The sequence below is a fragment of the Candidatus Clostridium radicumherbarum genome (assembly GCF_045310525.1).
Classification (GTDB): Bacteria; Bacillota; Clostridia; order Clostridiales; family Clostridiaceae; genus Clostridium_AT; species Clostridium_AT radicumherbarum.
In genome coordinates this window covers 29578-53716 of record NZ_JBJHZY010000005.1, presented here as the reverse complement: position 1 = coordinate 53716, position 24139 = coordinate 29578, and the positions used below count along the sequence as shown (strand labels likewise).

The 24139-nt window shown below is 32.2% G+C and carries 20 protein-coding genes; 15 read left to right on the top strand and 5 right to left on the bottom strand.

What is annotated here, in order from left to right; translation table 11 throughout:
- Positions 1–270: 270 nt before the first annotated feature.
- From abc-f to ACJDUH_RS17885, 4 genes are all read left to right on the top strand, one after another.
- Positions 271–2169 (top strand): ribosomal protection-like ABC-F family protein, encoded by a 1899-nt coding sequence (gene abc-f, locus ACJDUH_RS17900; protein WP_406766583.1) that lies wholly within the window; start codon positions 271–273, stop codon positions 2167–2169.
- Positions 2170–2256: 87 nt separating this feature from the next.
- Positions 2257–3489, top strand: a complete 1233-nt coding sequence (locus tag ACJDUH_RS17895) for a serpin family protein (RefSeq protein ID WP_406766582.1) — start codon at positions 2257–2259, stop codon at positions 3487–3489.
- A 93-nt stretch (positions 3490–3582) separates the two neighbouring features.
- Positions 3583–4827, top strand: coding sequence for a serpin family protein (locus ACJDUH_RS17890; RefSeq protein ID WP_406766581.1), 1245 nt, complete (start codon positions 3583–3585; stop codon positions 4825–4827).
- Positions 4828–4923: 96 nt separating this feature from the next.
- Positions 4924–5469 (top strand): MORN repeat-containing protein, encoded by a 546-nt coding sequence (locus ACJDUH_RS17885; RefSeq protein WP_406766580.1) that lies wholly within the window; start codon positions 4924–4926, stop codon positions 5467–5469.
- Positions 5470–5609: 140 nt separating this feature from the next.
- On the opposite strand, the gene ACJDUH_RS17880 is transcribed toward ACJDUH_RS17885, so the two are convergent.
- On the bottom strand, positions 5610–6179 hold the full coding sequence (locus ACJDUH_RS17880) for a DNA-3-methyladenine glycosylase I (RefSeq protein WP_406766579.1): 570 nt from the start codon (positions 6177–6179) through the stop codon (positions 5610–5612).
- Between the two features lie 136 nt (positions 6180–6315).
- The gene (locus ACJDUH_RS17875; protein WP_406766578.1) at positions 6316–7725 is read right to left on the bottom strand and encodes an amino acid permease; all 1410 of its coding nucleotides are present in this window, start codon (positions 7723–7725) and stop codon (positions 6316–6318) included.
- 329 nt (positions 7726–8054) lie between these two features.
- Between ACJDUH_RS17875 and mscL the strand changes: the two genes are divergently transcribed.
- The 8 genes from mscL (at position 8055) to ACJDUH_RS17835 (ending at position 15996) form a co-directional block, all read left to right on the top strand.
- Positions 8055–8492, top strand: coding sequence for a large conductance mechanosensitive channel protein MscL (gene mscL, locus ACJDUH_RS17870; RefSeq protein WP_406766577.1), 438 nt, complete (start codon positions 8055–8057; stop codon positions 8490–8492).
- A 335-nt stretch (positions 8493–8827) separates the two neighbouring features.
- Positions 8828–9433, top strand: coding sequence for an NfeD family protein (locus tag ACJDUH_RS17865; RefSeq protein WP_406766576.1), 606 nt, complete (start codon positions 8828–8830; stop codon positions 9431–9433).
- 14 nt (positions 9434–9447) lie between these two features.
- Complete coding sequence (locus ACJDUH_RS17860) at positions 9448–10902, top strand: flotillin family protein (RefSeq protein WP_406766575.1); 1455 nt, start codon at positions 9448–9450, stop codon at positions 10900–10902.
- Positions 10903–11122: 220 nt separating this feature from the next.
- Complete coding sequence (locus tag ACJDUH_RS17855; protein WP_406766574.1) at positions 11123–12091, top strand: DUF7847 domain-containing protein; 969 nt, start codon at positions 11123–11125, stop codon at positions 12089–12091.
- Positions 12078–12743 carry a hypothetical protein gene (locus tag ACJDUH_RS17850; protein WP_406766573.1) on the top strand — a complete coding sequence of 222 codons (666 nt, stop codon included), beginning with the start codon at positions 12078–12080 and terminating at the stop codon, positions 12741–12743. The genes ACJDUH_RS17855 and ACJDUH_RS17850 overlap by 14 nt, the downstream gene beginning before the upstream one ends.
- On the top strand, positions 12733–13728 hold the full coding sequence (locus ACJDUH_RS17845; protein ID WP_406766572.1) for a hypothetical protein: 996 nt from the start codon (positions 12733–12735) through the stop codon (positions 13726–13728). Before ACJDUH_RS17850 ends, ACJDUH_RS17845 begins: the two co-directional genes overlap by 11 nt.
- Positions 13701–14666, top strand: a complete 966-nt coding sequence (locus tag ACJDUH_RS17840) for an AAA family ATPase (protein ID WP_479723060.1) — start codon at positions 13701–13703, stop codon at positions 14664–14666. Before ACJDUH_RS17845 ends, ACJDUH_RS17840 begins: the two co-directional genes overlap by 28 nt.
- Positions 14667–14682: 16 nt before the next feature.
- A complete protein-coding gene (locus ACJDUH_RS17835) occupies positions 14683–15996 on the top strand; it encodes a DUF58 domain-containing protein (RefSeq protein WP_406766571.1) in 1314 nt (437 codons plus the stop codon).
- A gap of 48 nt (positions 15997–16044) precedes the next feature.
- On the opposite strand, the gene ACJDUH_RS17830 is transcribed toward ACJDUH_RS17835, so the two are convergent.
- Positions 16045–17001 (bottom strand): stage II sporulation protein M, encoded by a 957-nt coding sequence (locus ACJDUH_RS17830; protein ID WP_406766570.1) that lies wholly within the window; start codon positions 16999–17001, stop codon positions 16045–16047.
- 64 nt (positions 17002–17065) lie between these two features.
- Between ACJDUH_RS17830 and ACJDUH_RS17825 the strand changes: the two genes are divergently transcribed.
- A complete protein-coding gene (locus tag ACJDUH_RS17825) occupies positions 17066–17758 on the top strand; it encodes an RDD family protein (protein ID WP_406766569.1) in 693 nt (230 codons plus the stop codon).
- A 184-nt stretch (positions 17759–17942) separates the two neighbouring features.
- Entirely contained in the window at positions 17943–19157 is a 1215-nt protein-coding gene (locus ACJDUH_RS17820; protein WP_406766568.1) for an HD-GYP domain-containing protein, read from the top strand.
- Positions 19158–19316: 159 nt separating this feature from the next.
- On the opposite strand, the gene ACJDUH_RS17815 is transcribed toward ACJDUH_RS17820, so the two are convergent.
- Entirely contained in the window at positions 19317–20732 is a 1416-nt protein-coding gene (locus ACJDUH_RS17815; protein WP_406766567.1) for an amino acid permease, read from the bottom strand.
- 341 nt (positions 20733–21073) lie between these two features.
- Here ACJDUH_RS17815 and ACJDUH_RS17810 point away from each other — a divergent pair, with 341 nt between their 5' ends.
- A complete protein-coding gene (locus tag ACJDUH_RS17810; RefSeq protein ID WP_406766566.1) occupies positions 21074–22981 on the top strand; it encodes an ABC-F family ATP-binding cassette domain-containing protein in 1908 nt (635 codons plus the stop codon).
- Positions 22982–23039: 58 nt separating this feature from the next.
- Here ACJDUH_RS17810 and ACJDUH_RS17805 read toward each other — a convergent pair whose 3' ends face one another.
- Positions 23040–23990: a 3D domain-containing protein gene (locus tag ACJDUH_RS17805; protein ID WP_406766565.1), complete on the bottom strand. Its 951-nt coding sequence runs from the start codon at positions 23988–23990 to the stop codon at positions 23040–23042.
- Positions 23991–24139: the final 149 nt, after the last annotated feature.

Below are 24139 nucleotides of genomic sequence, written 5' to 3'. Positions count from 1 at the left end.
ATGAATTTTTATTGCTGATAGTTAAGATTTTTAGGACTCAAGGTTTATGCTTTGAGTCCTTTTAGTTTTTACTTTTTTAAAAATAATACACTTTCTTCCATAAGCCTTTTACTGTTTTTCTCTTTATTAAAGAGCTATAACAGAGGGCTTATTTTTAGTTAGGAAAAAGGAAAGTTAAAAATAGACAGTTGGTCATTAAAGCCCTAAATGGGCTTTAACGGGTTGTCTTCAACAACCCAGTGCTCCGACGAAGAATGAGGTGGAGAAATAATGATAGAATTAGCTTTAAATAAATTACAAAAGTACTACGGAGCCGCTAAGATTTTAGATGATATAACCTTTGAGGTGCTAAGCACTGAAAAAGTAGGCATCATTGGAAGTAACGGCTGTGGGAAAAGTACACTTTTAAAAATAATTACTGGCCTTGAAGGCTATGATAGTGGAATGTTGTCAATAAGAAGGGGATCAACCATAGGCTATCTGGATCAGCTTCCAATTTATCCAGATGAATTTAAGGTTATTGATGTATTAAATTCAGCCTTTGAAAAGGTGGATGCATTGCACAGTGAATTAGAAGTAATAGAAAATAAGCTTTCTAATGCAGATGAGGCCAATATGCAGAAATTACTTAATAAGCATTCTGAATTACAGACTCTCTATGAGAGTTTAGGCGGTTATGAAAAAGAAGAGAAGCTAAGCAAAGTTTGTATTGGCCTAAAGATAAATAATAATTTTAAGGAAAGATTATTTTCTGAGCTTAGCGGCGGAGAAAAAACTACAATAATCCTAGGGAAAATATTACTTCAGAAGGTTGATATATTACTCTTAGATGAGCCTTCAAATCATTTGGATTTAGATGCAATGGAGTGGCTGGAGTCCTATCTTAAAGAGTATAAAGGTGTGGTGATAATCGTATCACATGACAGATACTTCCTAGATAATGTAGTAACAAAAATAATAGAAATCGAGGATATGAAATCAATAGTCTATTCTGGTAATTATACCGCTTTTGTAAAGGAGAAGGAAAGGCAATTGCAGCTGCAGATGGAGGCATTCTTAAATCAGCAGAAAAAGATTAAAGCAATGGAAAACTCAATCTCTCAGCTAAGAGATTGGGGAAATAGAGGGGACAACGAAAAATTTTTTAAAAGAGCAACCAGCATGCAAAAGCTTCTGGATAAGCTTCAGAGAATAGATAAACCAAAGCTTGAAAGAGATAGCATTAGTATTAATGTCAATGCAGCAGGAAGAGCTGGAAATGATGTGGTTATTATTAAGGATTTATACAAGCGCTATGGTGAAAAAGTGCTTTTAAAAAATGCAGAACTGTTAATAAAGAATGGTGAAGCTATAGCATTAATTGGATCAAATGGATGTGGGAAGAGTACTTTAATCAAAATTTTGCTAGGTATTGATATGGCGGATTCTGGAACAGCGTCTCTAGGAAGTTCCATAAAATTAGGATATTTGCCTCAAAATATAAGCTTTCAAGATGAGAATAAGACTATATTAGAATGTTTTAGAGAAGCGAATGTTATAAGTGAAGGTAAAGCAAGAGAATATCTTGCAAAATATATGTTCTTTGGTGAATCAGTTTTTAAAAGGGTAGGAGCACTTTCAGGTGGTGAAAGAAGCAGATTAAAGCTAGCAATGCTTATGTATAATGAAGTTAACTTCTTAATTTTAGATGAGCCCACAAATCATTTAGATATTGACTCAAAGGAGGAATTAGAGGAATTTCTAAATAAATTTAAAGGTACGCTGCTGTTTGTATCTCATGATAGATATTTTATAAATAATACTGCAACCAGAGTAGTGGAATTACTACAAGGTTCTATTATTTCCTATTATGGTAATTATGAATACTATAAAGAAAAGTCTACGCAGCTTAAAAGTTCAGTAATTACTTTAACTAATAATTATGAAGCTGGAGCAAAAACTTCTAAAACAAAGAGAACAAAGCCGGCTAAACCAATGGAAAGATCTATGAATCATTGGCAAAAACAGAACCTAGAAGAGCAAATAGAAAAATTAGAGGTAAATTTAAATTCTTTAGAAGAACAAATCAGCAAATTTTCCTGTGATTATGAAAAATTAAACGCCTTATGCAGTGAAAAGCTAAAGCTGCAGGAGAAAATTGATAAATTGATGGAGGAATATATAGACTAATTAAGGCATAGAGCATGGTAACTATTTACAAATAATTTCGTATTTACTTTTATAAGCTAAAAAGGAATAACTTTAAGGAGGAAAATTATGAGTAAGGTTAAAGGAATAACAGCTTTATTGTTAGTTTCTGCAATTGCAGCAGCTTGTATAGGCTGTGGAATGAAAAAGGATAATTCAATAAAAAATGAATATACCATTAAGGCAAAAGAACTAGACAGTAATATAAAAGATATAAGTAATGCAAACAACAAAGTTGCCTTTAAATTTTTAAATTATGAACTGCAAGCCCATAAAAATACTAATATAGTTATTTCTCCATTAAGTTTAAATACTGTTTTAGCAATGACACAAAATGGAGCAGCAAATAAAACTAAGGAAGAAATTCTCTCTGCACTTGAGCTTAATGGTATTAATGATAGTATTATAAATGAAAACTATCAAAAGATTATTGCTAATTTTAATAGCTTAAAAAGCGTAAATGTTAATATGGCAGATTCTATTTGGATACAGAAGAATCTTAAGGTAAGAGATGACTTTAAGAGCATAGGCAGAGAAAATTATGAAGCAGAAATCTATAATGTAGATTTTAATAAAAGCACTACAGTAGATACCATAAATAAATGGGTGTCTGATAAAACTCAAGGAAAAATTAAGAAGCTTAATACAAATTTAGATGATGTCACTATGGTACTTATAAACACTATATACTTTAAAGGCAAGTGGGCTGAGTCCTTTATTGAAAAAAATACTACTAAGGAGACCTTTAATTTAAATGATGGTTCAAAGGTAAGTGTTGATATGATGAAGGGCATTCTTTCAGCAGATTATCTCAAGGGCAAGGATTTCTCAGCTGTAAGACTTCCTTATGAGGATAATAATTTTGGTTTTTATATTTTTCTGCCAGATAAGGGAAGCAGCACCGATAGGCTAATCCAGAGTATGACTTATGATAATTGGGAAAAGTGGACAAATGATTTCAAAAGAGTAGAAGCAAATATTAAGCTGCCAAAATTTAAAATTGAATATGAGGATGAGCTAAATAAAATGCTTCAAGGCTTTGGCATGGAAGATGCATTTAATGAAAGAGCGGATTTCTCAAAAATGACAGATAATAGTCAATATATTGACCTTGTAAAACAAAAATGTTATATCGATGTCAATGAGGCAGGCGCGGAGGCAGCTGCAGCAACTGAGGTTGTAATGAAGGCTGGGATGGTAACAAATCCCATTGCATTTACTGCAGATAAGCCATTTATATATGCAATAGCTGATAAGAAAACAGGGCTAATTATATTTATGGGTAAGGTAGAGAAACCTTAAATATTTATTATAATACACTATAGGATCCTGAGTTTCTTTAGCTTAACAATAATAATTGTCAAGTACAGTATAAGGAATACAAGGAGGAGAAAAATGAATAAATTCAAATCAATGGCAGCTTTCTTATTAGTTCCTGCTATTATATTAGCTTTTACTGGTTGTGGGATGAAAAAGTCTGGTACAATAAAAAATCAATATTCTATAAAGGCTAAGGAATTGGATAGTAACGTGGATAATATAAGCAATGCAAACAACAAAGGTGCCTTTAAATTTTTAAATTATGAACTGCAAACCCATAAAAATACTAATATAGTTATTTCTCCGTTAAGTTTAAATACTGTTTTAGCCATGACACAAAATGGAGCAGCAAATAAGACTAAGGAAGAAATTCTGTCTGCACTTGAGCTTAATGGTATTAATGACAGCACAATAAATGACAACTATAGAAAAGTTATTGCTCATTTCAATAGCTTAGATGCTGTTAATATTAATATGGCAAATTCTATTTGGATACAAAAGGGTATAAACGTGAGAGATGATTTCACAATTATAGGTAGAGAGAATTATGAAGCAGAAATCTATAATGTAGATTTTAATAAAAGCGCTGCAGTAAATGCCATAAATAAGTGGGTGTCAGATAAAACTTTCGGAAGAATTAAGAAGCTAAATACAAATTTAGATAATGTCACTATGGTTCTTATAAATACTATATATTTTAAAGGCAAGTGGGCAGAGCCATTCAAAGAAAAAGATACTACTAAGGAAGTCTTTAACTTAAGTGATGGTTCAAAGGTAAATGTTGATATGATGAAGGGGGTTCTTTCAGTAGATTATCTTAAGGCTAAGGATTTTTCAGCTGCAAGACTTTCTTATGATGATAATAGATTTGGTTTTTATATTTTTCTGCCAAACAAGGGCAACAGTACAGATAAGTTGATGCAGAGTATGACATATGATAATTGGAATAATTGGGAAAATGATTTTAAACATACAAAAGTAAATATTAATCTGCCTAAATTTAAAATTGAATATGAGGATGAGTTAAATCAAATGCTTCAAGGCTTTGGCATGAAAGACGCCTTTAGCTCTGAAAGTGCGGATTTCTCAAAAATTACAGATAAGGAAAAGCTGTATGTTAGATATGTAAAACAAAAATGCTATATGGATGTTAATGAGGCAGGCACTGAGGCAGCTGCTGCAACAGAGGTTGCAATGGACCAATTAGGGATTGAAGTTGATAAACCTATTGATTTTACTGTCGACAGACCTTTTATATATGCTGTTGCTGATAAGAAAACAGGGCTTATAATATTTATGGGGAAGGTTGAGAAACCTTAAATATTTATAATAATATACTATAGATAAATATATCCATTTAATTTAAAATAAGCTTATATCAAAATAATAAGTGCTAGAACAAAGGAGAACTCAAACATGAATAAACTAAAGTTAAGCGAAAGTGAAATTAAAAGGATAAAAAATAATAATTTTAAGGAGCCAGCTACAGAGCATGTCCATGGTGGAACCTATTTTGGTGAGAGAAAAGACGGAAAGATGGATGGAGAAGGAATTTACCTATATAAGGATGGTAGTAGATACGTTGGTCATTGGAAAGATGACAAAATGGATGGACAGGGAACTCATACCTGGATTAACGGTGAAAAATATATAGGCGAATGGAAAGATGATGAAAAGCATGGTTATGGTATTTATACTTGGCCAGATGGTGAAAAGTATGTAGGTCAATGGGAGAATGGTGAAAAGTGCGGTGAAGGTATATATACTTGGTCAGATGGTGACACCTATACGGGTCACTGGGAAAATGATTTAAGACATGGTGAAGGAATACATACTTGGAATGACGGAGAAAAATATATTGGTCAATGGCAGGATGATTATAGAGAAGGAAAAGGCATGTATATTTTTACAGATGGAGAAATTCAAGTGGGAAATTTTAAAGATAATCAATTCGTTAAATAATATGTCAGTATTTTCACCTAGATATTTCCGGTAAATAGACTATTGTGCATTAAACAGGCTGAACACAGGGAACACTGATGGCATCTATATAAATTACTTCAGTGTTCTCTTTTGTTTTTATTTTTTTAGCATAAAAGCCATTATTTAAAATCTTTTAGTTCTTCATATCTAAAGCAGCTGCTTAAATGATCATTAATAACTCCTGTAGCTTGAAGATGTGAATAAATTATTGTGCTTCCTAAGAATTTAAAACCTTTCTTTTTTAAGTCCAGGCTTACTTTATCAGAAAGCTCAGAAGTAGCAGGAACCTTACTAATATCCTCTATATGGTTAACCAAAGGTTTATTATTTACAAAGCTCCATATATATTTATCAAAGCTTCCAAACTCCTTTTGTATTTTGAGAAAAAGCTTTGCATTATTAATAGAGGCTTCTATTTTCTTTCTATTTCTAATGATTCCTTCATTTTGCATTAAGTCTTCAATTTTATTTTCATCGTACTCAGCAACCTTTGAAGGTTCAAAATTATCATAGGCAATCCTATAATTTTCTCTTTTCTTAAGAACTGTAAGCCAATTTAAACCTGCTTGAGCTGATTCTAAAACCAAAAATTCAAAGTGCTTTCTATCGTCATGTACTGGGACTCCCCATTCTTCATCATGATACTTTACATAAAGTTCATTAGTTCCGCACCAAGGACATCTATTCATACTTAACACCCCTTTAAAAAATAAAATACAGTATTTACTGCAAGGAGTCAATTGTAAATTTAAATATTTAAAACTCATCTGCTTTGAAAGTTATTTTCAAGTCAGATGAGTTTTAAAAAGTCAATCTTTCTAATTATTAGGCAGTCTTCTTTAATTGCTTAACTGGATGCCTTGTAAGATTTAAATTGCTATGTTTTCTTGAATAGGTGAAATAAATTATAGTTCCTACTGAAAGCCATGCTGCAAAGTAAACCCAAGTCATTAGAGACAGGTTATACATTAAGAATAAACAGCATAGTACTGCAAACATAGGAAGCACTGGTACCAAAGGAACGGTAAAGCCTCTTTTTATGTGAGGATGGGATTTTCTAAACACAATTACAGAAAGTGCAACAAGCATAAAGGTTCCTATGAGAATTATATTAGCCAAATCAGCAAGCTGTTTTAAATCAACTAAGCCTGTCATTAATGCACCAGCAATACCTACAACTAAAGTTGAAAGGGTTGGTACATTTGTGTTTTTATTTACTTTTGAAAAGGCCTTTGGTAAAAGTCCATCACGGCTTACTGAAAATAATATACGGGAAGCACCATAACTATAGGCAAGCATAACTGCTATTATTCCTATAACTGCACCTACAGAAATTATTGAAGCTGCCCAACCTTGATTAACGCTGCTAAGAGCAAAGGACATGGCATCTGCTACATTTAGCTTTGTATAGCTTGTTAAACCAGTTAAAACAAGGCAAACTACTATATAAATTAAGGTACAAGTAATTAGTGAAGAAACTATTCCCCTAGGAAGATTTTTTTGGGGATTTTTAACCTCTTCTGCAGAGGTAGAAACGGCATCAAAGCCAGTGAAGGCAAAGAATACTGAAGCTGCTCCAGCAAAAACGCCTTTAATTCCAAAGGGCATAAAAGGATGCCAGTTTTGAGCATTAATATGAAATACTCCAACAACTAAAAATAAAAATATAATTGCAAGTTTTATAATAACCATTAAGTTATTAATTTTTTTACTTTCTTTAGTTCCTTTTGATAATAGGAAGGTAACTAGTAAAACTACAAGTACTGCAGGAAGGTTTATTAGTCCTCCATTGCTTGGAATGTTTGTAAGCTTATAAGGTAGAATAATTCCAATACTTTTTAATAGGCCATTAAAGTAAGCAGCCCAGCCGCCAGCAACAGTAGCGGTGCTTAAGGTATATCCAATTATTAATGACCAGCCCACTAAATGAGCAACAATCTCTCCAAGAGAGGTATATATATATGCATATGCGCTTCCTGAGGAAGGTATTGAAGATGCAAATTCAGCATAACAAAGTGCTACTAATATACATACAATAGCTGACCCAATAAATGAAAATACAACAGCAGGACCTGCGTCCCTAGATGCCACTAGACCAGTAAGCACCATTACACCAGTACCTATAGTAGCACCAATACTCATTAGGGTTACATCAAAGGCACCTAAGGTCTTTTCAGCTGTATTTTTACTTTCTAAAATTGAAGCTACATCTTTTTTTCTAAAAATAGAATCCATATGTAGTTAACTCCTTTCAAAATGTCTTATGACTTATGTATATGGCTCACAAGCCATATACATATTAAGAAAAATACTTTACCTTGTCAAAGTGAAGAAAGGACAATTTACAGCAAATTGCTGCATTATTCTATGCATTACTATTAAAAACGCCGTTTTTCTTGCATATTAACTTTTAAAATGAATTAAAAATTTCAATTGTTTCGGATCAATTTCTTAAGTTCCAATTGGTATAGTTAAGTAATGCTACTCTTGAAACTTAATAATTAGTTATTTATAATAATCATAAAGTAGTAATTTTCACAATCGAGGAAAGGAAGAGTGGTTTCATGTGGAAGGAATTTAAGGAATTTGCCATGAAAGGCAATGTTGTTGATTTAGCTGTGGGTGTAATTATCGGTGGAGCTTTTGGAAAAATTGTTTCATCACTGGTTAGCGATATTATAATGCCAGTTATTGGACTAATTTTAGGAAATATTGACTATACAAATTTGTTTTTGCCTTTAGACGGAGGGCATTATAAAACTCTTGAAGCGGCCAAAGGTGCCGGAGCAGCTACTTTAAATTATGGAGTGTTTTTAAATAATGTTATTGACTTCTTAATAATTGCCTTTTCAATATTTATGGTAATAAAGCTAATAAATCGTTTTACTAAGAAGAAGGAAGAAGAACCAGCACCATCAAATACTAAGCTTTGCAAATACTGCTATAGTACTGTTCATGTGGATGCAACAAGATGTCCACACTGCACTTCTGAGCTTGAATAGTTTTATTAATTAAATAAGTAATATAAGGTATGCAATATAATAATTGCATACCTTTTTTATATCTAAAAAAAAATTTTGTAATGGTGCAATATTTTGAGAAATAAATAGATTGATGAAGCTAATTAATGCTAATTTGATTTGGTGTGCTGGGTATTAACAAATTCAAATTAATTGGAATTTGAAGAAATAACAATATATGGTACAATTATAAATAACATATAAATGGTTATTAAATACCATATTATAAGGTATAAAACAAAGGAATTTTTATACAATAAACATAATCAAAAAATAACCAAAATATGTTATACTAATATAGGGAGGTGAGGTAAAAAATGCTATTTATTTACTCAGTTATCTTTTTTGTGGGGGTAATTTATACTGTAGTCACTTTTTTGCTTGGTGGATTACTTGGTTTCGCTCACATAGACGGTCATATTGACACCCATATCGACACACATGTAGACACTAATATAGGGTTTCATCCACATATAGATGGTCATGTAGATGGTCATACAGGTTCTTCAGCTAATGTATTTCCTATAAAGCCAATAACAGTTATGTCTTTAATAACTGTATTTGGTGGTGTTGGAATGATCGGTACTTATTATGGCATCAATCCTGTATTATTATTTATTGTGGCTTTAACTCTAGGTTTATTGGTTTCTTTTCTACTTTATAAGTTTGTTGTACTTCCCCTTTATAAGGCTCAAAATACAAGTTCAGTTTCTGAGAAAAGCCTTATAGGCAAAGTTGCCAAAGTTATTTCTCCTATTATGGAAAACGGCTATGGAACTATAGCTTATGTTGTAAATGGAAGTAAATACAACGCGCCAGCACAGCATGTAGCTAAGAAATATGTAGCGCAAGGAGAAGAAGTAATAATTTTTGAAATTAAGAATAATGTGTTCTATATAGAACCATTAAATGATAAAAATTAAAAGGAGAGATTTAAATGCAAGTGTATATGATTGCGGGGATAATTGTTGGGGTACTAATACTTTTAATTCTAAGCCTTTTTTCCTTATGGAAAAGAGTGCCACAAGATAAGGCGTTAGTTATTACAGGACTTAAGAAAAGGGTTATAACAGGTGGTGGAGGATTTGTAGTGCCTCTACTTGAGAGGACAGATAAAATTTCCCTTGAAAACATGCAGATTGAAATTCGAATTGATGGAGCATTAACTGGACAGGGAGTTGGCATTACAGCTGATGGTGTTGCTGTTGTTAAAGTTAAGTCCGATACAGAATCGATTCTTTCTGCTGCAGAGCAGTTTAATACCTCAAATGGACTGCAGCATACTTTAGAAGTAATTGAACATACTACTAAAAACGTTCTTGAAGGAAAACTTCGTGAAATTGTCTCTAAAATGACTGTAGAGGAAATATATAAAGATAGAGAGAAATTCGCCTCTCATGTTCAAGAAGTTGCAGCTTTAGATTTAGCACAAATGGGTCTTGAACTAAAGGTATTAACTATTAAAGATATATCTGATAAGAACGGCTATTTAGAAGCTCTAGGTAAGCCAAGAATTGCTGCAGTTAAAAGAGATGCTTTAATAGCTGAAGCAGATGCAAACAAAGAAACAAAGATAAAAACAGCTGAAGCCTTCAGAGAGGGTGAAGCTGCAAAGCTTCTATCAGAAACTCAAATAGCAGAATCAGGTAAGGAAAAGGAATTAAAGGTTCAAGCTTATAGAAAAGAGCAAGAAATTGCAAAAGCTACTTCTGACCTTGCTTATGAAATTGAATCTAATAAGGTTAAAAAAGAAGTAACTGAAACCCAAATGCAGGTTGAAATTACAAGAAAGTTAAAAGAAAAGGAACTTGCAGATGCAACAGTTCAGGTAGAAATAACTAAGAAGGAAAAAGAGATTGAACTAGCTGAAAAAGAATCCCTTAGAAAAGAAAGAGAACTTGAAGCTACAGTTAGAAAGCAAGCTGAAGCTGATAAATTTAAACAAGTTCAAGTGGCTGATGCTGTAAAATATAAAGAAATTGCTGATGCAGAAGCTAGAGCAAAGTCTATTGAGCTTGAAGGAAAGGCAAAAGCTGACGCTTTAAGACTTCAAGGTATGGCTGAGGTAGATATTATAAGAGAAAAAGGTATAGCTGAAGCAGAAGCCATGACTAAAAAAGCTGAGGCATTTAAACTTTACAATGATGCTGCAATGACTCAAATGATTATAGAAAAGCTTCCAGATATAGCTAAAGCCGTAGCTGAACCATTATCCAAGACTGAAAAAATTGTAATTGTTGACAGTGGTAATGGAGAAGGCAAGGGGGCAGCAAAAGTAACGGGCTATGTCAGTGACATAATGTCACAGCTGCCTGAAACAGTAAAGGCACTTACTGGCGTTGATCTTATGGAGCTTCTAAGTAAAAAGACAGAAAATAAGGAAGAAATGTAAGAAGATTTAGACGGGTAACTCCCTAAGCTTACTGGAATGTTGAAGGATTATTATATAAGTCTTTAATTAATAATCCACTATGCAGATTCAGCTGCTTATGAGCCTAGCCCGTCTAATAGTTTTATGTAATTAACTTAATGATTCTCCTTTTATTTTCCAAGGAAATATAGTAAAATAAACATAAAATTTATTACTTTCTATGTATTAAAGGGGATATGCTATGAGACTCATGAATCTTTCAGAAATAATGGATAGATCTATTGATATATTAAGAAAAAATATAAAAAGCATAGCGCTATTTAGTTTTGGATATGCGGTGCTTACTTTTATAGGCATTATTTTAGCTAGTATTTTGGTTGCTATCTTTGCTGCTGTTATAGATAGAACTCAAAATATTGTATTAGAAGTTATAATTATTTCCTTCTTTATTCTGTTTCTTGCAGCCTTTCTATTAAGTAATGGCATAGGAATTATAAAAATATCAAGCAGCGAATTTACTAAGGAAAAAATTTATGCTCACACAGCAATTAAAGCTTCTTTCAAAAGTTTATTTAAGGTTTATGCCATAATAATAATTGGTACTATTGCATTGTTACCGGTACTTGCTGCTTTTGGAGGTCTGGGATATGTTTTAGCTAACTCCTTCAATATTAATAATGTTAACACTGATATGTTTATAGGAAAAGGAATTGTCATAGTAATTATATTTATATTATATGTTTTAGCTGCTATATTTGCAGTTTTAGCTGTTTTAAATTGGTTTTTATTTTCCCTGCATACCTTATCTATAGAAAATACTGGAGTTATTAGTTCTATAAAAAGGAGTTTCTATTTAGTAAGGAAAGACTACTTAAGAGTTCTTGGTGCTTCTATACTTTTCACTTTAACAGTAACTGTTTTAAGACTTTCTGTAGATTTAATTCTAGGAACTGCTTCAAGTATAATATATTTACTTTTAAAATTTTTTAGTATTAAACAGGATTACATTGGATTTTTAAGTATGATTTATAATTATGTTAGCTGGCCCTTAAGTATCATAGTATTAATGGTAATAACTCCTATTAATGTTATTATGCTTACTATGCTTTATTATAATCAAAGATTTAAGAAAGAGGGTTATGATTTAGAGCTTCGTTTAAGGGAAATAGAATTAAAGAATGAAAGGGAGCAAGTAAGTGAAACTAATTAGTTTAGTTATGCCATCTAAAAGCGAATTTGAAAAAGGTGTTTATAATATAGTGCAAAGCCCAAGCTACAGCCATCTTAGAAATGGTGCCTCTGATTTTATTAATAATGTCAAAGAGGGTTTAACAAAGTGGCTTACGGAGTTTTTAAATAAAATTTTTATTAATGTAGATAAGGCTTCAGTATATAGTGAAGAACTTTCCACTGTATTTATAATATTTGGCATTCTTATTATTGCAGCAATTATAATAGTTATAATTCTAAAAATAAATAAAACTTCGGAGAGAAAGAGAAAAGTAAAAGAAATACTTGGAGAAAAAATAAATGAAAATACTACTCCAAATAGCTTAAGAGAAAAGGCATTAAATTATTATGAAAATGGAGATGTTAGACAGGCACTTCGATATGACTTCATGTCACTGCTGCTTTTGATGCATAATAACAAGATAATTTATCTTGATGAAACAAAAACCAATGAAGAAATTTATAGTTTTTTAAGGAAAAATAATTTTAATATGTTGAAAAACTTTAAAGTTCTTATAGATAGCTTTAATTTGTCCTGGTACGGTAATAAGGAAATCCAGGTCGAAAGCTATAGAGTCTGGAACAGCAATATAAACTTAATATGGAATGAGGTGGTTAAGCATGAGAGTTAAGAAGGATTACCAATTAATAATTTTTCTTATATTAATTCCTATTTTTTTGTTTGGCGCCTTTTATATATCCAGCAGGATGGGAAATAATCTTCCACAGTTTTCTATAGAAAACAAATCAAATGAAGGCTGTAGTATCTTTTATGAGACTTTGAAGGATTTGAAGCTTCCAATTGATAGATCAATAAGTACTGTGGAAATACAGGATATTAACAGTATTCAAATTGTTGTTCCAGGAGGAAGCTTTGACATTAATAGTAGTAAGATAAAGAACTGGGTTTACAATGGAGGGGTGCTGGTGAGCCTATCTTCAGGAAATATACATATCCTTGATTATGGAGTTTTACCAAAAATAAAGGGAGGCACCAATATCTATAGCTACGGCAAAGGAACAATAATAGGGGCAGATATAAATGCTATAACTAACAAAACCCTTTTGAGTAACACCGATGGGGCTTATGAACTTTTATCTGAAATGGGCAGCTATAATAAGGCAAAAATATACTTTAATGAAAGTTACTTGTTCTCACAAAACAATAATATGAGTTTATGGGACTATATGCCTCTTTGGTCCAAATTTATAGTTTATCAGCTTATTATAGCTTTAGCTGCATTTTTTTATTATAAAGGAAAGCGCTTTGGGAGGCCATTACCCTTCTACGAAGAAGTTGAAAGATCAGAAAATGAATATTTATATTCTTCAGCTGCGCTGTACAGGCAGGCTAAAGGCTATGACTTAATACTTGAAAATTTCTATAAAAAGCTTCTAAAAGAGTTAAATTCAAATCATGAGAATTGGCTTAAGCTTTGGGAAAGTAAGTCTTTACCTTCTCTAAAGGAGGCAAGAAGATTTAAGGAATTCATGGACATTAATAAAAAAAGAAAGCCAAAGGAATATATTAAGGCAATTGCCATAGTAGAGCACTTAATTAATATTATAGAGCAGAGGAGAGAATCATATTGGAAAACCTTGAAAATAACAAAGTAAAAGATCTTATGGAGAAAATAAATACCGAGTTGAAAAAGGTAATTGTAGAACAGGATGAGCTTTTAGAGCAGGCTTTAATAAGTCTTATAAGTGGTGGTCATGTGCTTATAGAAGGAGTTCCAGGCCTAGCAAAAACCTTAATGGTTAGAGCATTATCAAAGACTCTTTCCCTTGATTTTAAAAGAGTTCAATTTACCCCAGACTTAATGCCTGCAGATTTAACAGGAACAAAGGTATTTAACATGCAGACAAGAGAATTTGAGTTAAAAAAAGGGCCTATTTTTACAAACTTCCTTTTGGCAGATGAAATAAATAGAACTCCGCCTAAAACTCAGGCAGGTCTTTTGGAGGCAATGGCTGAAAATACGGTTTCCATTGATGGAGAAATGCAGGAACTAGCAAGGCCTTATATGGTTTTTGCAACACAGAATCCTTTAGAATATGAAGGAACTTATCCTCTTCCAGAGGCATTAGTAGATAGATTTCTGATGAAAATAATAATAGACTATCCCTCTAATAAAGCTGAAAAGGAAGTTTTAAAAAGACACAATGAAGGTTTTTCCAGCATAGACTTAGATAATTGTGATTTAAGCACAGTATGCAGTGCAGGTGAAATATTGTACTGCAGAGAAGAAGTACAGAAGGTGATGGTGGAGGACTCTCTTATGGAATACATAATAAATATTGTGGCAGAGACAAGAAATAATCCAATTATTGATATTGGAAGTTCTCCAAGGGGTTCTATTGCACTGCTTCAATGTTCTAAAGCCTGTGCCGCTTATAATGGAAGAGATTATGTAATTCCTGAAGATATTAAAAGAATGGCATATCCTACCTTAAGGCATAGAGTAATTTTAAAGCCAGAAACAGAGCTTGAAGGGGTAAAGGTGGAACAGGTATTAACAGAGATATTATCAAAAATTAAAGTACCTAGATAGAGAAAGGGTGAAAATATTGAGCATTACCAAAAGATTTGTTTTCCTTTTAGCTTTAGGTATTGTGGTTTTAGCAGGTAGCCTTTTTATAGGAAATTCACTTACTATGTTTATTGTCTATAATTTGATTTGCTTTATTCTGCTATTAACTGATTACTTTATTTCTCCTAAAGAAACAGAAATTGAAGTAGCACGAGATGAAAATGATAAACTTTCTATATTTGAAAAGGAAGTTATAAGCTTTACAGTTTACAATAGAAGTGAATTTAGAATAAATATAGAGCTCATGGATGAAATACCGGAATTTCATTTTGAAACAGAGAATAAAATTATGAAGGGGAAAATAGCTCCTGCTAAAAAGGAGACTTTTCAGTATTTTGTAATTCCAACTAAAAGAGGTGCCTATGAGTTTAAATCAGTGCATATTAGGTATGATGGGAGGCTGAAGCTCTGCAAAAGGCAGTATAAAGTTCCTTTAAATAAAGAGTATAAGGTATACCCCAATTTAAAGAATTTAAGAAAGTATAGACTTAATTTAACTAATAATAGAAATCTTAGGCAAGGACAACGAAGCATTCAAATGCTTGGCAAGGGTTCCTCCTTTGAATCCTTAAGAGAATATGTAGTAGGAGATGAATACAGAAAGATCAACTGGAAAGCCACGGCAAGAGAAAATAAACCAATTGTAAACCAATATGAGCCAGAGAAAAATCAACATGTATATCTGTTTGTAGATACAGGAAGACCAATGAGCTACACTGTACACGGCTTAAGGAAACTAGATCTTGCAGTAAATACAGCCTTAGTGCTTTCTGACATAGTAAATCAAAATGGAGACCAATCGGCACTGCTGCTATTTAACACTGAGGTAAATAATATGATAGCTCCCGGAAAAGGAGCTGGACACAGAAATAGGATGATGGAGTCTTTATATCATATTGATTACACTAATGAAACCTCTAACTATGATGATGCCTTTTACTACTTTAAGAAGAAGGAAAGACATAGAAGTATAATTTTTATCTTCACAGATTTTGAAACCCTTGGGGAAGCTGAAAATATGCTAAGGGTTCTTCCTATTATAAGTAAAAATAATTTAGTAGTAATAATCCTAATAAAAAATGAATCCCTTGAAGAGATAGGTACTCAAAGGGTAAAAAATCAAAAACAAATGTTTGATAAAGGAGTTGCACTTGAACTTCTAGAGGAAAGAAAAAGGATAATCAGCCTTCTAAATAAAAGAGGAGTATTATGCGTAGAATGCCCCTCTGAAAAATTAGAACTAACCGTAATTAATAAATATATTCAGATTAAGAATAAAAGTTATATATAATAATTAGATTATGAGAAGACCGATATCATTTTTAAAATAAGTTTAAATTCAATTATTTTTCTTAACAACATAAGGAATTGAGAAGTAACAAATTAATATAAAAGCTGTTAGTCCAGCAAAAAGAAGCTTTGAGCCAGCTGAAATATCTAATGGTGTAAAGAAGCCTTCAATAATCCCTGCTAATATAAGCATTATAATAACACCCATAACTAGGGAAACGGATTTTTTAGCTCCGGCTATAAGGGAATGTTTTCTGGAATACTCTCCAGGTATGAGTATACTTCTTGCTATTATAAGTCCAGCTGCTCCAGAGATAAATATAGCAGTAAGCTCAAACACTCCATGAGGAAGAATAAGTGACCAGAAATTCTTTGGATCACCATATAAATAAATTAGTCCAGCCAAAGCTCCTAAGGTTGCTCCATTAAAAAATAGCACATAAATTGTTCCAATACCTAGGGTAATCCCAAAAACAAAGGCCCTGAGTGAAACAGAAATATTATTAAACATAATAGTGCTGGACATTAGAGGGTAATTCCATTGACCGCCTCCACCAGTTTGACCGCTTTTAACGCTGTCTACTATGCTTTGCTGGAGAAATAGTGCCGCGTTATTACTATTACCTAAAGTAAGCAGCATACTAATTACTAAACCTAGTGCAAAAAATCCCAGGGAGGCTAAAACATAGTATCTATATTTCTTAAGTAAGTTTGGAAATTCATAGCCTATATATTTTAAGAGTTCCATAGGAGAAAACTTTTCTACAGCATAAACTTGACTATGGCTTTTACTAATAAGTGAGTTTAAGTAAGTAACTATGCTGCTTTCAGCATAGTGAGTTCTAGCATAGGCTAAATGATGACTACACTCTCTAAAACAGCTTAAAAACTTTTTGATGTCACTTGAAGAAACAGCTTTTACACCTTTTTTATTTATTCTTGAAGAAAGGTCTTCAAGATCTTTCCATATATTTGAATTAGTTTTGATAAATTGTTCTTCTTTCAAATTTATCACCTCATAGTTATTTTATCAAATAGTGAGGTTATTGTATATAAATGGGAGGTAAACCGTGAAAAAAATTAAGATTACAACTCCTGAAAATATAGAAGTTGAATATACCTTAGCTGATGCAGGGTCTCGCTGCGCTGCTGCTGCCATTGATTTCTTAATTCAGGGAGTGTTTGTTTTACTTATACTTATAGCGATGTTTATAATATATTACTTTTCACCAGACTTTTGGGGAAAATATTATGGATGGATAGTAGGCATTTCTTTACTTCTTTATGGACTTATAACCTATGGCTACTTTATAGTTATGGAACTCGCCGGAAATGGACAGACAATAGGAAAGAAAGCACTTAAGTTGAGAACAATCAGAAACAATGGGCAGTCTATTACCTTAAAGCATTCAGCTATTAGGAATCTGTTTAAGGTTTTTATTGATATATTTGGAATAGGATTAATAATTATATTTTTTACTAGAGAACATAAAAGACTTGGAGATTATGCAGCCTCAACCATAGTAATATCTGAGGCAAGTGAGAAAGCGCCTGTTTCTCTAGATGATCTTAAAGACGCAAATCAAAATTTTAGCTATTATTTATCAGCTGAAGAACAGGAACTTTTAAGGGACTATTTTAAGAGAAAAAATGAAATGGATAACAATGACGGAATCAGGGAAAAACTAAGGCTTTATTTTAACAAAAAATTTGAAGCTGAAGGTGATTTTAGTGAATGGAAAGAATTTATTAATAAAATTTAAAGCTATAAATAAATACTAAATCTATAATTTTTACTAAGAAAGCCATAAACTATAATAATAGTACTACTAATAATTATAATTAGTAGTATTATTATAATAGATAAATTTACATCATTTGCTATATAATTGTATAATAATACAATAAAAATTTTATTACTAATGTATAATTTAAGGAGAAATATTTATGGTTTTTAATCTAAATGAATTTTTGGTTTCAGTTTCTTTTGCTTTAGATTTTATAGAAATGGATTTTCTAGGGGTTCCATCTAATCACGGAAAAAAGGTAGCTTATATAGCATTAAAGCTTTCAGAAAAACTTAATTTATCAAAGGAAGAAAGGTACGATCTTGTGTCTTTAAGTATATTGCATGATAATGGAATTGCTGAAGTGTATTCCAGAGAAGAATTAGTTTCTCATGGCATTGGAATACTCAGATTAAATGAAGATATTAAGGATCACTGCATAATTGGTGAAAATAATGCTAAGCCTTACCCATTTTTTACAGATACAACAAATGTAATAAGGTATCATCACGAAAAGTACGATGGGACAGGTTTCTTTAATATAAAAGGTGAGGATATACCTTTAATGTCTCAAATTATTTTCTTAGCTAACGATATTGAACATAAATTTAAAGGCACGGGTGCTGATTATAATATTAAAGAGGATATTGTAAATTATATAAGTTCTGAAAAAGGCAAGTCCTATTCTCCTAGAATTGCAGAAGCTTTTTTAGCCCTTTGTGAGGAAGAAAACTTTTGGGAAAATTTAAAAGATAAAAATATAAGGACTTACTTAAGAAATAATACACCTGCTTTTAGTAAAACACTAAGTTTAATGGAAATTAGGTGTATTACAAAGATTATGTCTAAAATCATAGACTCAAAATCTGAATTCACTGAAATTCATTCCAATGAGCTGTCGGAAAAGGTAGCCATAATGGCAGATTTCTATAGAGTACCTGAAGATGAGAAAGATAAGTTAATTATTGCGGCAGACTTACATGACATAGGGAAATTAGCTATATCAAATAAAATATTAGACAAGCCTGGTAAACTATCTAAAGATGAATTTGAAATTATGAAGGAACATGTAAGGTATACTAGGGCTGCATTAGAACAAATTTCTGGTTTTGAAGAGATTACTGAATGGGCTTCAAATCATCATGAAAAACTTAATGGAAGCGGATATCCATTCGGGAAAACTGAGAAGGATTTAGATTTCAATTCAAGACTTATGGCATGTCTTGATATTTATCAGGCATTAGTTGAAGAGAGGCCTTACAGAAAACCCCTTACCCACGAGGAAACTATGGCCATAATGATTAATATGCAGGAAGCTAATTTAATAGATAAAAACATAGTTAATGATATAAATACTGTAATGGCAGCCATATGACTTATTAGCACCTGCCGTATTTTAAATTAGCTGCAATATATCAAATATTTATATGAGCTTAATGCTGAATAAGAAGTTCTAAGTTTAAAATAAACCCAAAGCCAAGTTATATCGTTAATTCAAACGGTAAGCACTAAGGCTTTGGGTTTATTCAAGTCTTTATACTTCTTTTTTATTGGCTAATTTAGTAAAGAAGGTTAATACATAACCAAGAATTATTAGTAATACTGGACCGCCATAGTCCTTGCCTACAGCCATTATTGCATCCTTGGATGATTCAGCTCCAACAACATCTCCAAGTCCGGCACCAATGAAGCCTACAATTCCAAGTACTATAAGTAAAATAGAAACTGCAATTGCAAGGCTATTAGATTTGAACATTGTATAAGGAGCTTGATTTCCTTTTAACCTATAGGTTAAGTATGCAAAAGCAAGAATAATATAAGGAATAATAAGTGATAAAGAGGATAGATTAGTTAAGGTTTTAAATAGCCAATCTACTGAATTTAAACCTACTGCAGGTACTATAATCATTATAATAACTACAATACATTGAATCCATAAAGCATTTTTTAAAGTTCCATCTTCAGATTTCTTTGTAAGTACTTTTGGAAAGGTATTTTCAGGAACTTCAGAGAACATAGCCCTTATTGGTGACTCTATCCAAACAACATATGCTGCAATGGAGGTTAATGTTAAAATAGCCGCATATATCTGAACAAATATTTTACCATTTAATCCGAAGTTTTCAGCAAGTAGCTTATATACAACATAACTTGCATCCTTAAGTCCTGCCTTTTGAATTGCATCCGGTGAAGCTACTACACTAACAGCTATTGAACCTATAATGTATGCAGCAGCAACAAATAAAGTTGCTAAAATTACAGCCTTTGGAAATGTCTTTTTAGGATTGTCAACATCTTGTATGTAAGTTCCGGCAACTTCTGCGCCAGCAACCGCAAATAAAAGCCACGCGAAGGTTGAGATATAATCAACATTAAACTTAGGTATAACATTTTCAGCTGTAAAAGCAGTAGCAGATGGTTTACCTACTAATAATCCAACAATAGCAAATACTATAAAGATTATTGTTGCAGCTATAGTAAATTTTCCTCCAAAGTTGCTTAGCTTTGAAAATTTCTTTACCCCAGTTGTGGCAATAAAGGTTAAAAGTATTGCAAGACCAATACTTAAATAGGTTAACAACTGTGCATTTGCATCAGTGAACCTGTTTTCTCCAAAGATTGCCCAGGATACCATTACAGGTATTCTTGCAAAAACCATTTGTAGATAGAAAAGGTTAGCTATAAAATAGGACCAAGTTCCTATATAAGCCCAATTTGGACCTATACCAGCTTCTATCCAAGTATATATACCACCTTCTTTTTCATTATTTGCAGAAGCAAGCTCTGCTATAACACCGGATAAAGGTAAAAAGAATAATACCGATACAATAAGCCACGATGGTATGGCAGCAGGCCCTAATGCAACAGCATTTGTGGTAATGTTACCGAAGCCAAAGGTTGGAACAAAAATCAACATTACCAGAGGCCACAGTGCGATTTTTTTTGACATAATAAACCCTCCTAATTCCTAAGGTAATAAAGCTTTTAAAACTTCATGACCTTTAATATAAATATAAAGAATAATGTAAAAATTTTATGTTATAATTATATTCTACATTTTTCTATATTGCAATTGCGACAAAAGTCCTATTTTTATAATTAATTATAATTATACTAAAATTATACATAAATATAATGAAATATATTATGCATAAATTGACATGCTGCACTAACATAGTACCCATTATTTGAATTACCTGTTATCCGATATAATAATACAAATTGATTGCTCTTTTTTAGGCTATATGATATAAAGTAGTTAAAAATGCTTATATACAGAAAGGAACAAATATGAATTTTATAAGTGCAGAAAATATTAGTAAAAGCTACAGCGAAAAAAAGCTTATAATTAACATAAATTTTGGAATAAATGAAGGAGATAAGCTTGGACTTATTGGCGTTAATGGCACTGGAAAGTCTACATTATTAAAGGTAATAGCAGGACTTGAAGAGCCAGACTTAGGTAGGGTTATAAGAGCTAGTTCCATTAAAATAGAGTACTTAGCACAAAACCCCGTATTTGATCTTGAGGCAACTGTATTAGAACAGGTCTTTAAAAGCGATACAGCTATTATGAAGCTAATTAGGGAGTATGAAAGTGCTATAAATTCTAAAACAGCTTCAAATGAAAGAATAATTAAACTCACACAAGAAATGGATGCACTAAATGCATGGACCATAGAAAGTGAAGCTAAGACTATTTTAACCAAACTTGGCATTTCAGATTTTGATGATAAAATAGGCACGTTGTCTGGTGGACAAAAAAAGAGAGTGGCTATGGCAGCAGCCTTAATTAATCCATCAGATTTGCTCATTTTAGATGAGCCTACTAATCATCTTGATAATGAAAGCATAGATTGGCTTGAGCAGTTTCTAAATAAAAGAAAAGGCGCACTTTTAATGATTACCCATGATAGATATTTTTTAGATAGAGTAGTTAATAAAATAATAGAACTGGATAATGGGTGTTTGTATCAATATGAAGGAAACTACAGTAGTTTCCTAGAGAAAAAAATAGAAAGAGAAGACCTTGAAGCTGCTAATGAAAGTAAAAGAAAGAGCCTTTATAAAAAGGAACTGGCTTGGATGAGAAGAGGTGCCAAAGCCAGAACTACAAAACAAAAGGCAAGAATAGATCGTTTTGAAACCCTAAGCAAGGAGCTAGTAATTAATAATGAAGAAGCTATGGAAATATCCGTAGGTAGTAAGAGACTTGGGAAAAAGGTTATTGAAATTAATAATATTTCTAAATCCTTTGAGGGTAAATTACTAATAGAGAATTTCAGTTATATAGTTGTAAGAAATGATAGAGCTGGAATTGTAGGACCAAATGGTAGCGGCAAATCTACTCTTATTAATATAATAACAGGCAAGTTAAAGCCTGACAGCGGCAGCGTGGAAATAGGGGAAACTGTAAGAATAGGTGTGTATTCTCAGGAAACCTATCATATGGATGACAGTATAAGGGTTATTGAATATATTAAGGAAGGGGCTGAATTTATAGAGAATGCTGAAGGGTTTAAAATTACAGCCTCTCAGATGCTAGAAAGATTCCTGTTTCCAGGAGCTATTCAGTGGACTCCTATTGGGAAGCTTTCCGGAGGAGAAAAAAGAAGGCTTTATCTTTTAAGGGTGCTTATGGAGGCTCCAAATGTTTTACTTTTAGATGAGCCTACAAATGATTTAGATATTGAAACACTCAAGATTTTAGAGGATTACCTTGAAGATTTTCCTGGAGCTATTATTACAGTTTCCCATGATAGATATTTTCTTGATAAATTGGCTGAAAAAATATTTTATTTTGAAGGTAGTGGTAAGATTACTGAATATACAGGTAACTATTCTGATTTTGTGAGTGCTGCTCGGGAAGAAGAAAATACAATTAACAAAGCAAATGAAAAAGCTAAGGATAATGTGGATAAAAGTTACGCTGATGTGGATAAAAAAAAGGATAAACCTATCAAGTTTTCTTATAAGGAGCAGAAAGAATATGAGGAAATAGATTATGTTATTTCTGAGCTTGAAAGCAGTATTGAAAATATAGAAATGAGAATTAATGAGACTTCTTCAGACTATACACTACTTCAGGAGTTATTAACAGAAAAGAAGCTCTTAGAAAATAATCTTGAAGAAAAAATGGATAGGTGGGTTTATTTAAATGAATTAGCAGAAAAAATTGATGAGGCAAAGAAGAAATAATTAGATTCATCTCTTTTTAGAAAAGACGAAGGGCTAGGAAAACCTAGCCCTTTTAATGTTAATTTAGAATATAGACATTTACATACTTTACTGCCCAATTTACTGATTCTTGATAGGTATTAAAAAATACATCTATAGTATTTCCTATAATTGCTGAACCAGTATCAGCAGCTATTGCTAAGCCGTAGTTTTGAACGAAAAGCCTTGTACCATAAGGAATTACACTAGGGTCTACAGCAATGGTACTGTAGCCATCTTGATTTCTTACGGCTCTTCTACCTGTGGCAGTATAGCCAACACCGCCGTTTACAGAATAGGCTGTTGCTCTCATTTTCATTACTTTAGAATAAGGGATTGGATCCCCACCCCTTGAAACAGGCATAACTGGATATGTACCAAGAACAACAATTTTATCTTGAGGCTGTTTTGAAACAACTTCTTGCAAAACCTGCCTATTAACTTCTTTGCCATTTTCATATGTGACACTAGTAGTTGTAGTTTTCTCCCCTGTTTGTCCATTTTGCACAACTCTTTTTTGAGTATTTGCAAGACTGCGGTCTGTTTTAACTACTGTGGCATAGTTTATAGCAGAGGTATCTGTTAATACCTTGGTATCAACTCTTATTATTTCCAAGTTCATACCATCAGTTAATGCAGAAGCCTTATCAATACTAAGCTTATCTTGCTCTCTTAAAACTATTCCTTCATCTTTGAGCATAGAGTCAATATTATTCTCTGAAGATAATATGTCAATTGATTTACCATCAATAGCCACATTAACCTTTACTGCTCGCTTTATATTGATTATTTCGTTTTTGTAAACCTTTGAGTCTAAGGCAGCATCAATTTTATCTTTTGAACCTACCGTGATATTATTATCTGCCAAGGCCTTTACTACGGTTTTCTTAAAGGTAAGTATTTTTGTTTCCTTACCATTAATTACAACAGTAATGTTTTTTAAGTTTAAATATATAGTTGCACTAAGAAGCATAATTGTCAAAATTAACATTAAGTGTTTAAAGTATTTTTTGGCTGATACTTTAATAAAGAAATCTTTTAAAGTATTTATGATATTCGCCTCCTCATTTTAAATTACTAGTATAATAATCTAGACAAATTACTATACCCATAAAGTGGTAAATTCATGTAGATAATCAT

Excerpts from the sequence above, each read along its gene's own strand:
- abc-f (WP_406766583.1), top strand. The coding sequence starts at position 271 with ATGATAGAATTAGCTTTAAATAAATTACAAAAGTACTACGGAGCCGCT.
- ACJDUH_RS17895 (WP_406766582.1), top strand. The coding sequence starts at position 2,257 with ATGAGTAAGGTTAAAGGAATAACAGCTTTATTGTTAGTTTCTGCAATT.
- ACJDUH_RS17890 (WP_406766581.1), top strand. The coding sequence starts at position 3,583 with ATGAATAAATTCAAATCAATGGCAGCTTTCTTATTAGTTCCTGCTATT.
- ACJDUH_RS17885 (WP_406766580.1), top strand. The coding sequence starts at position 4,924 with ATGAATAAACTAAAGTTAAGCGAAAGTGAAATTAAAAGGATAAAAAAT.
- ACJDUH_RS17880 (WP_406766579.1), bottom strand. The coding sequence starts at position 6,179 with ATGAATAGATGTCCTTGGTGCGGAACTAATGAACTTTATGTAAAGTAT.
- ACJDUH_RS17875 (WP_406766578.1), bottom strand. The coding sequence starts at position 7,725 with ATGGATTCTATTTTTAGAAAAAAAGATGTAGCTTCAATTTTAGAAAGT.
- mscL (WP_406766577.1), top strand. The coding sequence starts at position 8,055 with ATGTGGAAGGAATTTAAGGAATTTGCCATGAAAGGCAATGTTGTTGAT.
- ACJDUH_RS17865 (WP_406766576.1), top strand. The coding sequence starts at position 8,828 with ATGCTATTTATTTACTCAGTTATCTTTTTTGTGGGGGTAATTTATACT.
- ACJDUH_RS17860 (WP_406766575.1), top strand. The coding sequence starts at position 9,448 with ATGCAAGTGTATATGATTGCGGGGATAATTGTTGGGGTACTAATACTT.
- ACJDUH_RS17855 (WP_406766574.1), top strand. The coding sequence starts at position 11,123 with ATGAGACTCATGAATCTTTCAGAAATAATGGATAGATCTATTGATATA.
- ACJDUH_RS17845 (WP_406766572.1), top strand. The coding sequence starts at position 12,733 with ATGAGAGTTAAGAAGGATTACCAATTAATAATTTTTCTTATATTAATT.
- ACJDUH_RS17820 (WP_406766568.1), top strand. The coding sequence starts at position 17,943 with ATGGTTTTTAATCTAAATGAATTTTTGGTTTCAGTTTCTTTTGCTTTA.
- ACJDUH_RS17815 (WP_406766567.1), bottom strand. The coding sequence starts at position 20,732 with ATGTCAAAAAAAATCGCACTGTGGCCTCTGGTAATGTTGATTTTTGTT.
- ACJDUH_RS17810 (WP_406766566.1), top strand. The coding sequence starts at position 21,074 with ATGAATTTTATAAGTGCAGAAAATATTAGTAAAAGCTACAGCGAAAAA.
- ACJDUH_RS17805 (WP_406766565.1), bottom strand. The coding sequence starts at position 23,990 with ATGTTAATTTTGACAATTATGCTTCTTAGTGCAACTATATATTTAAAC.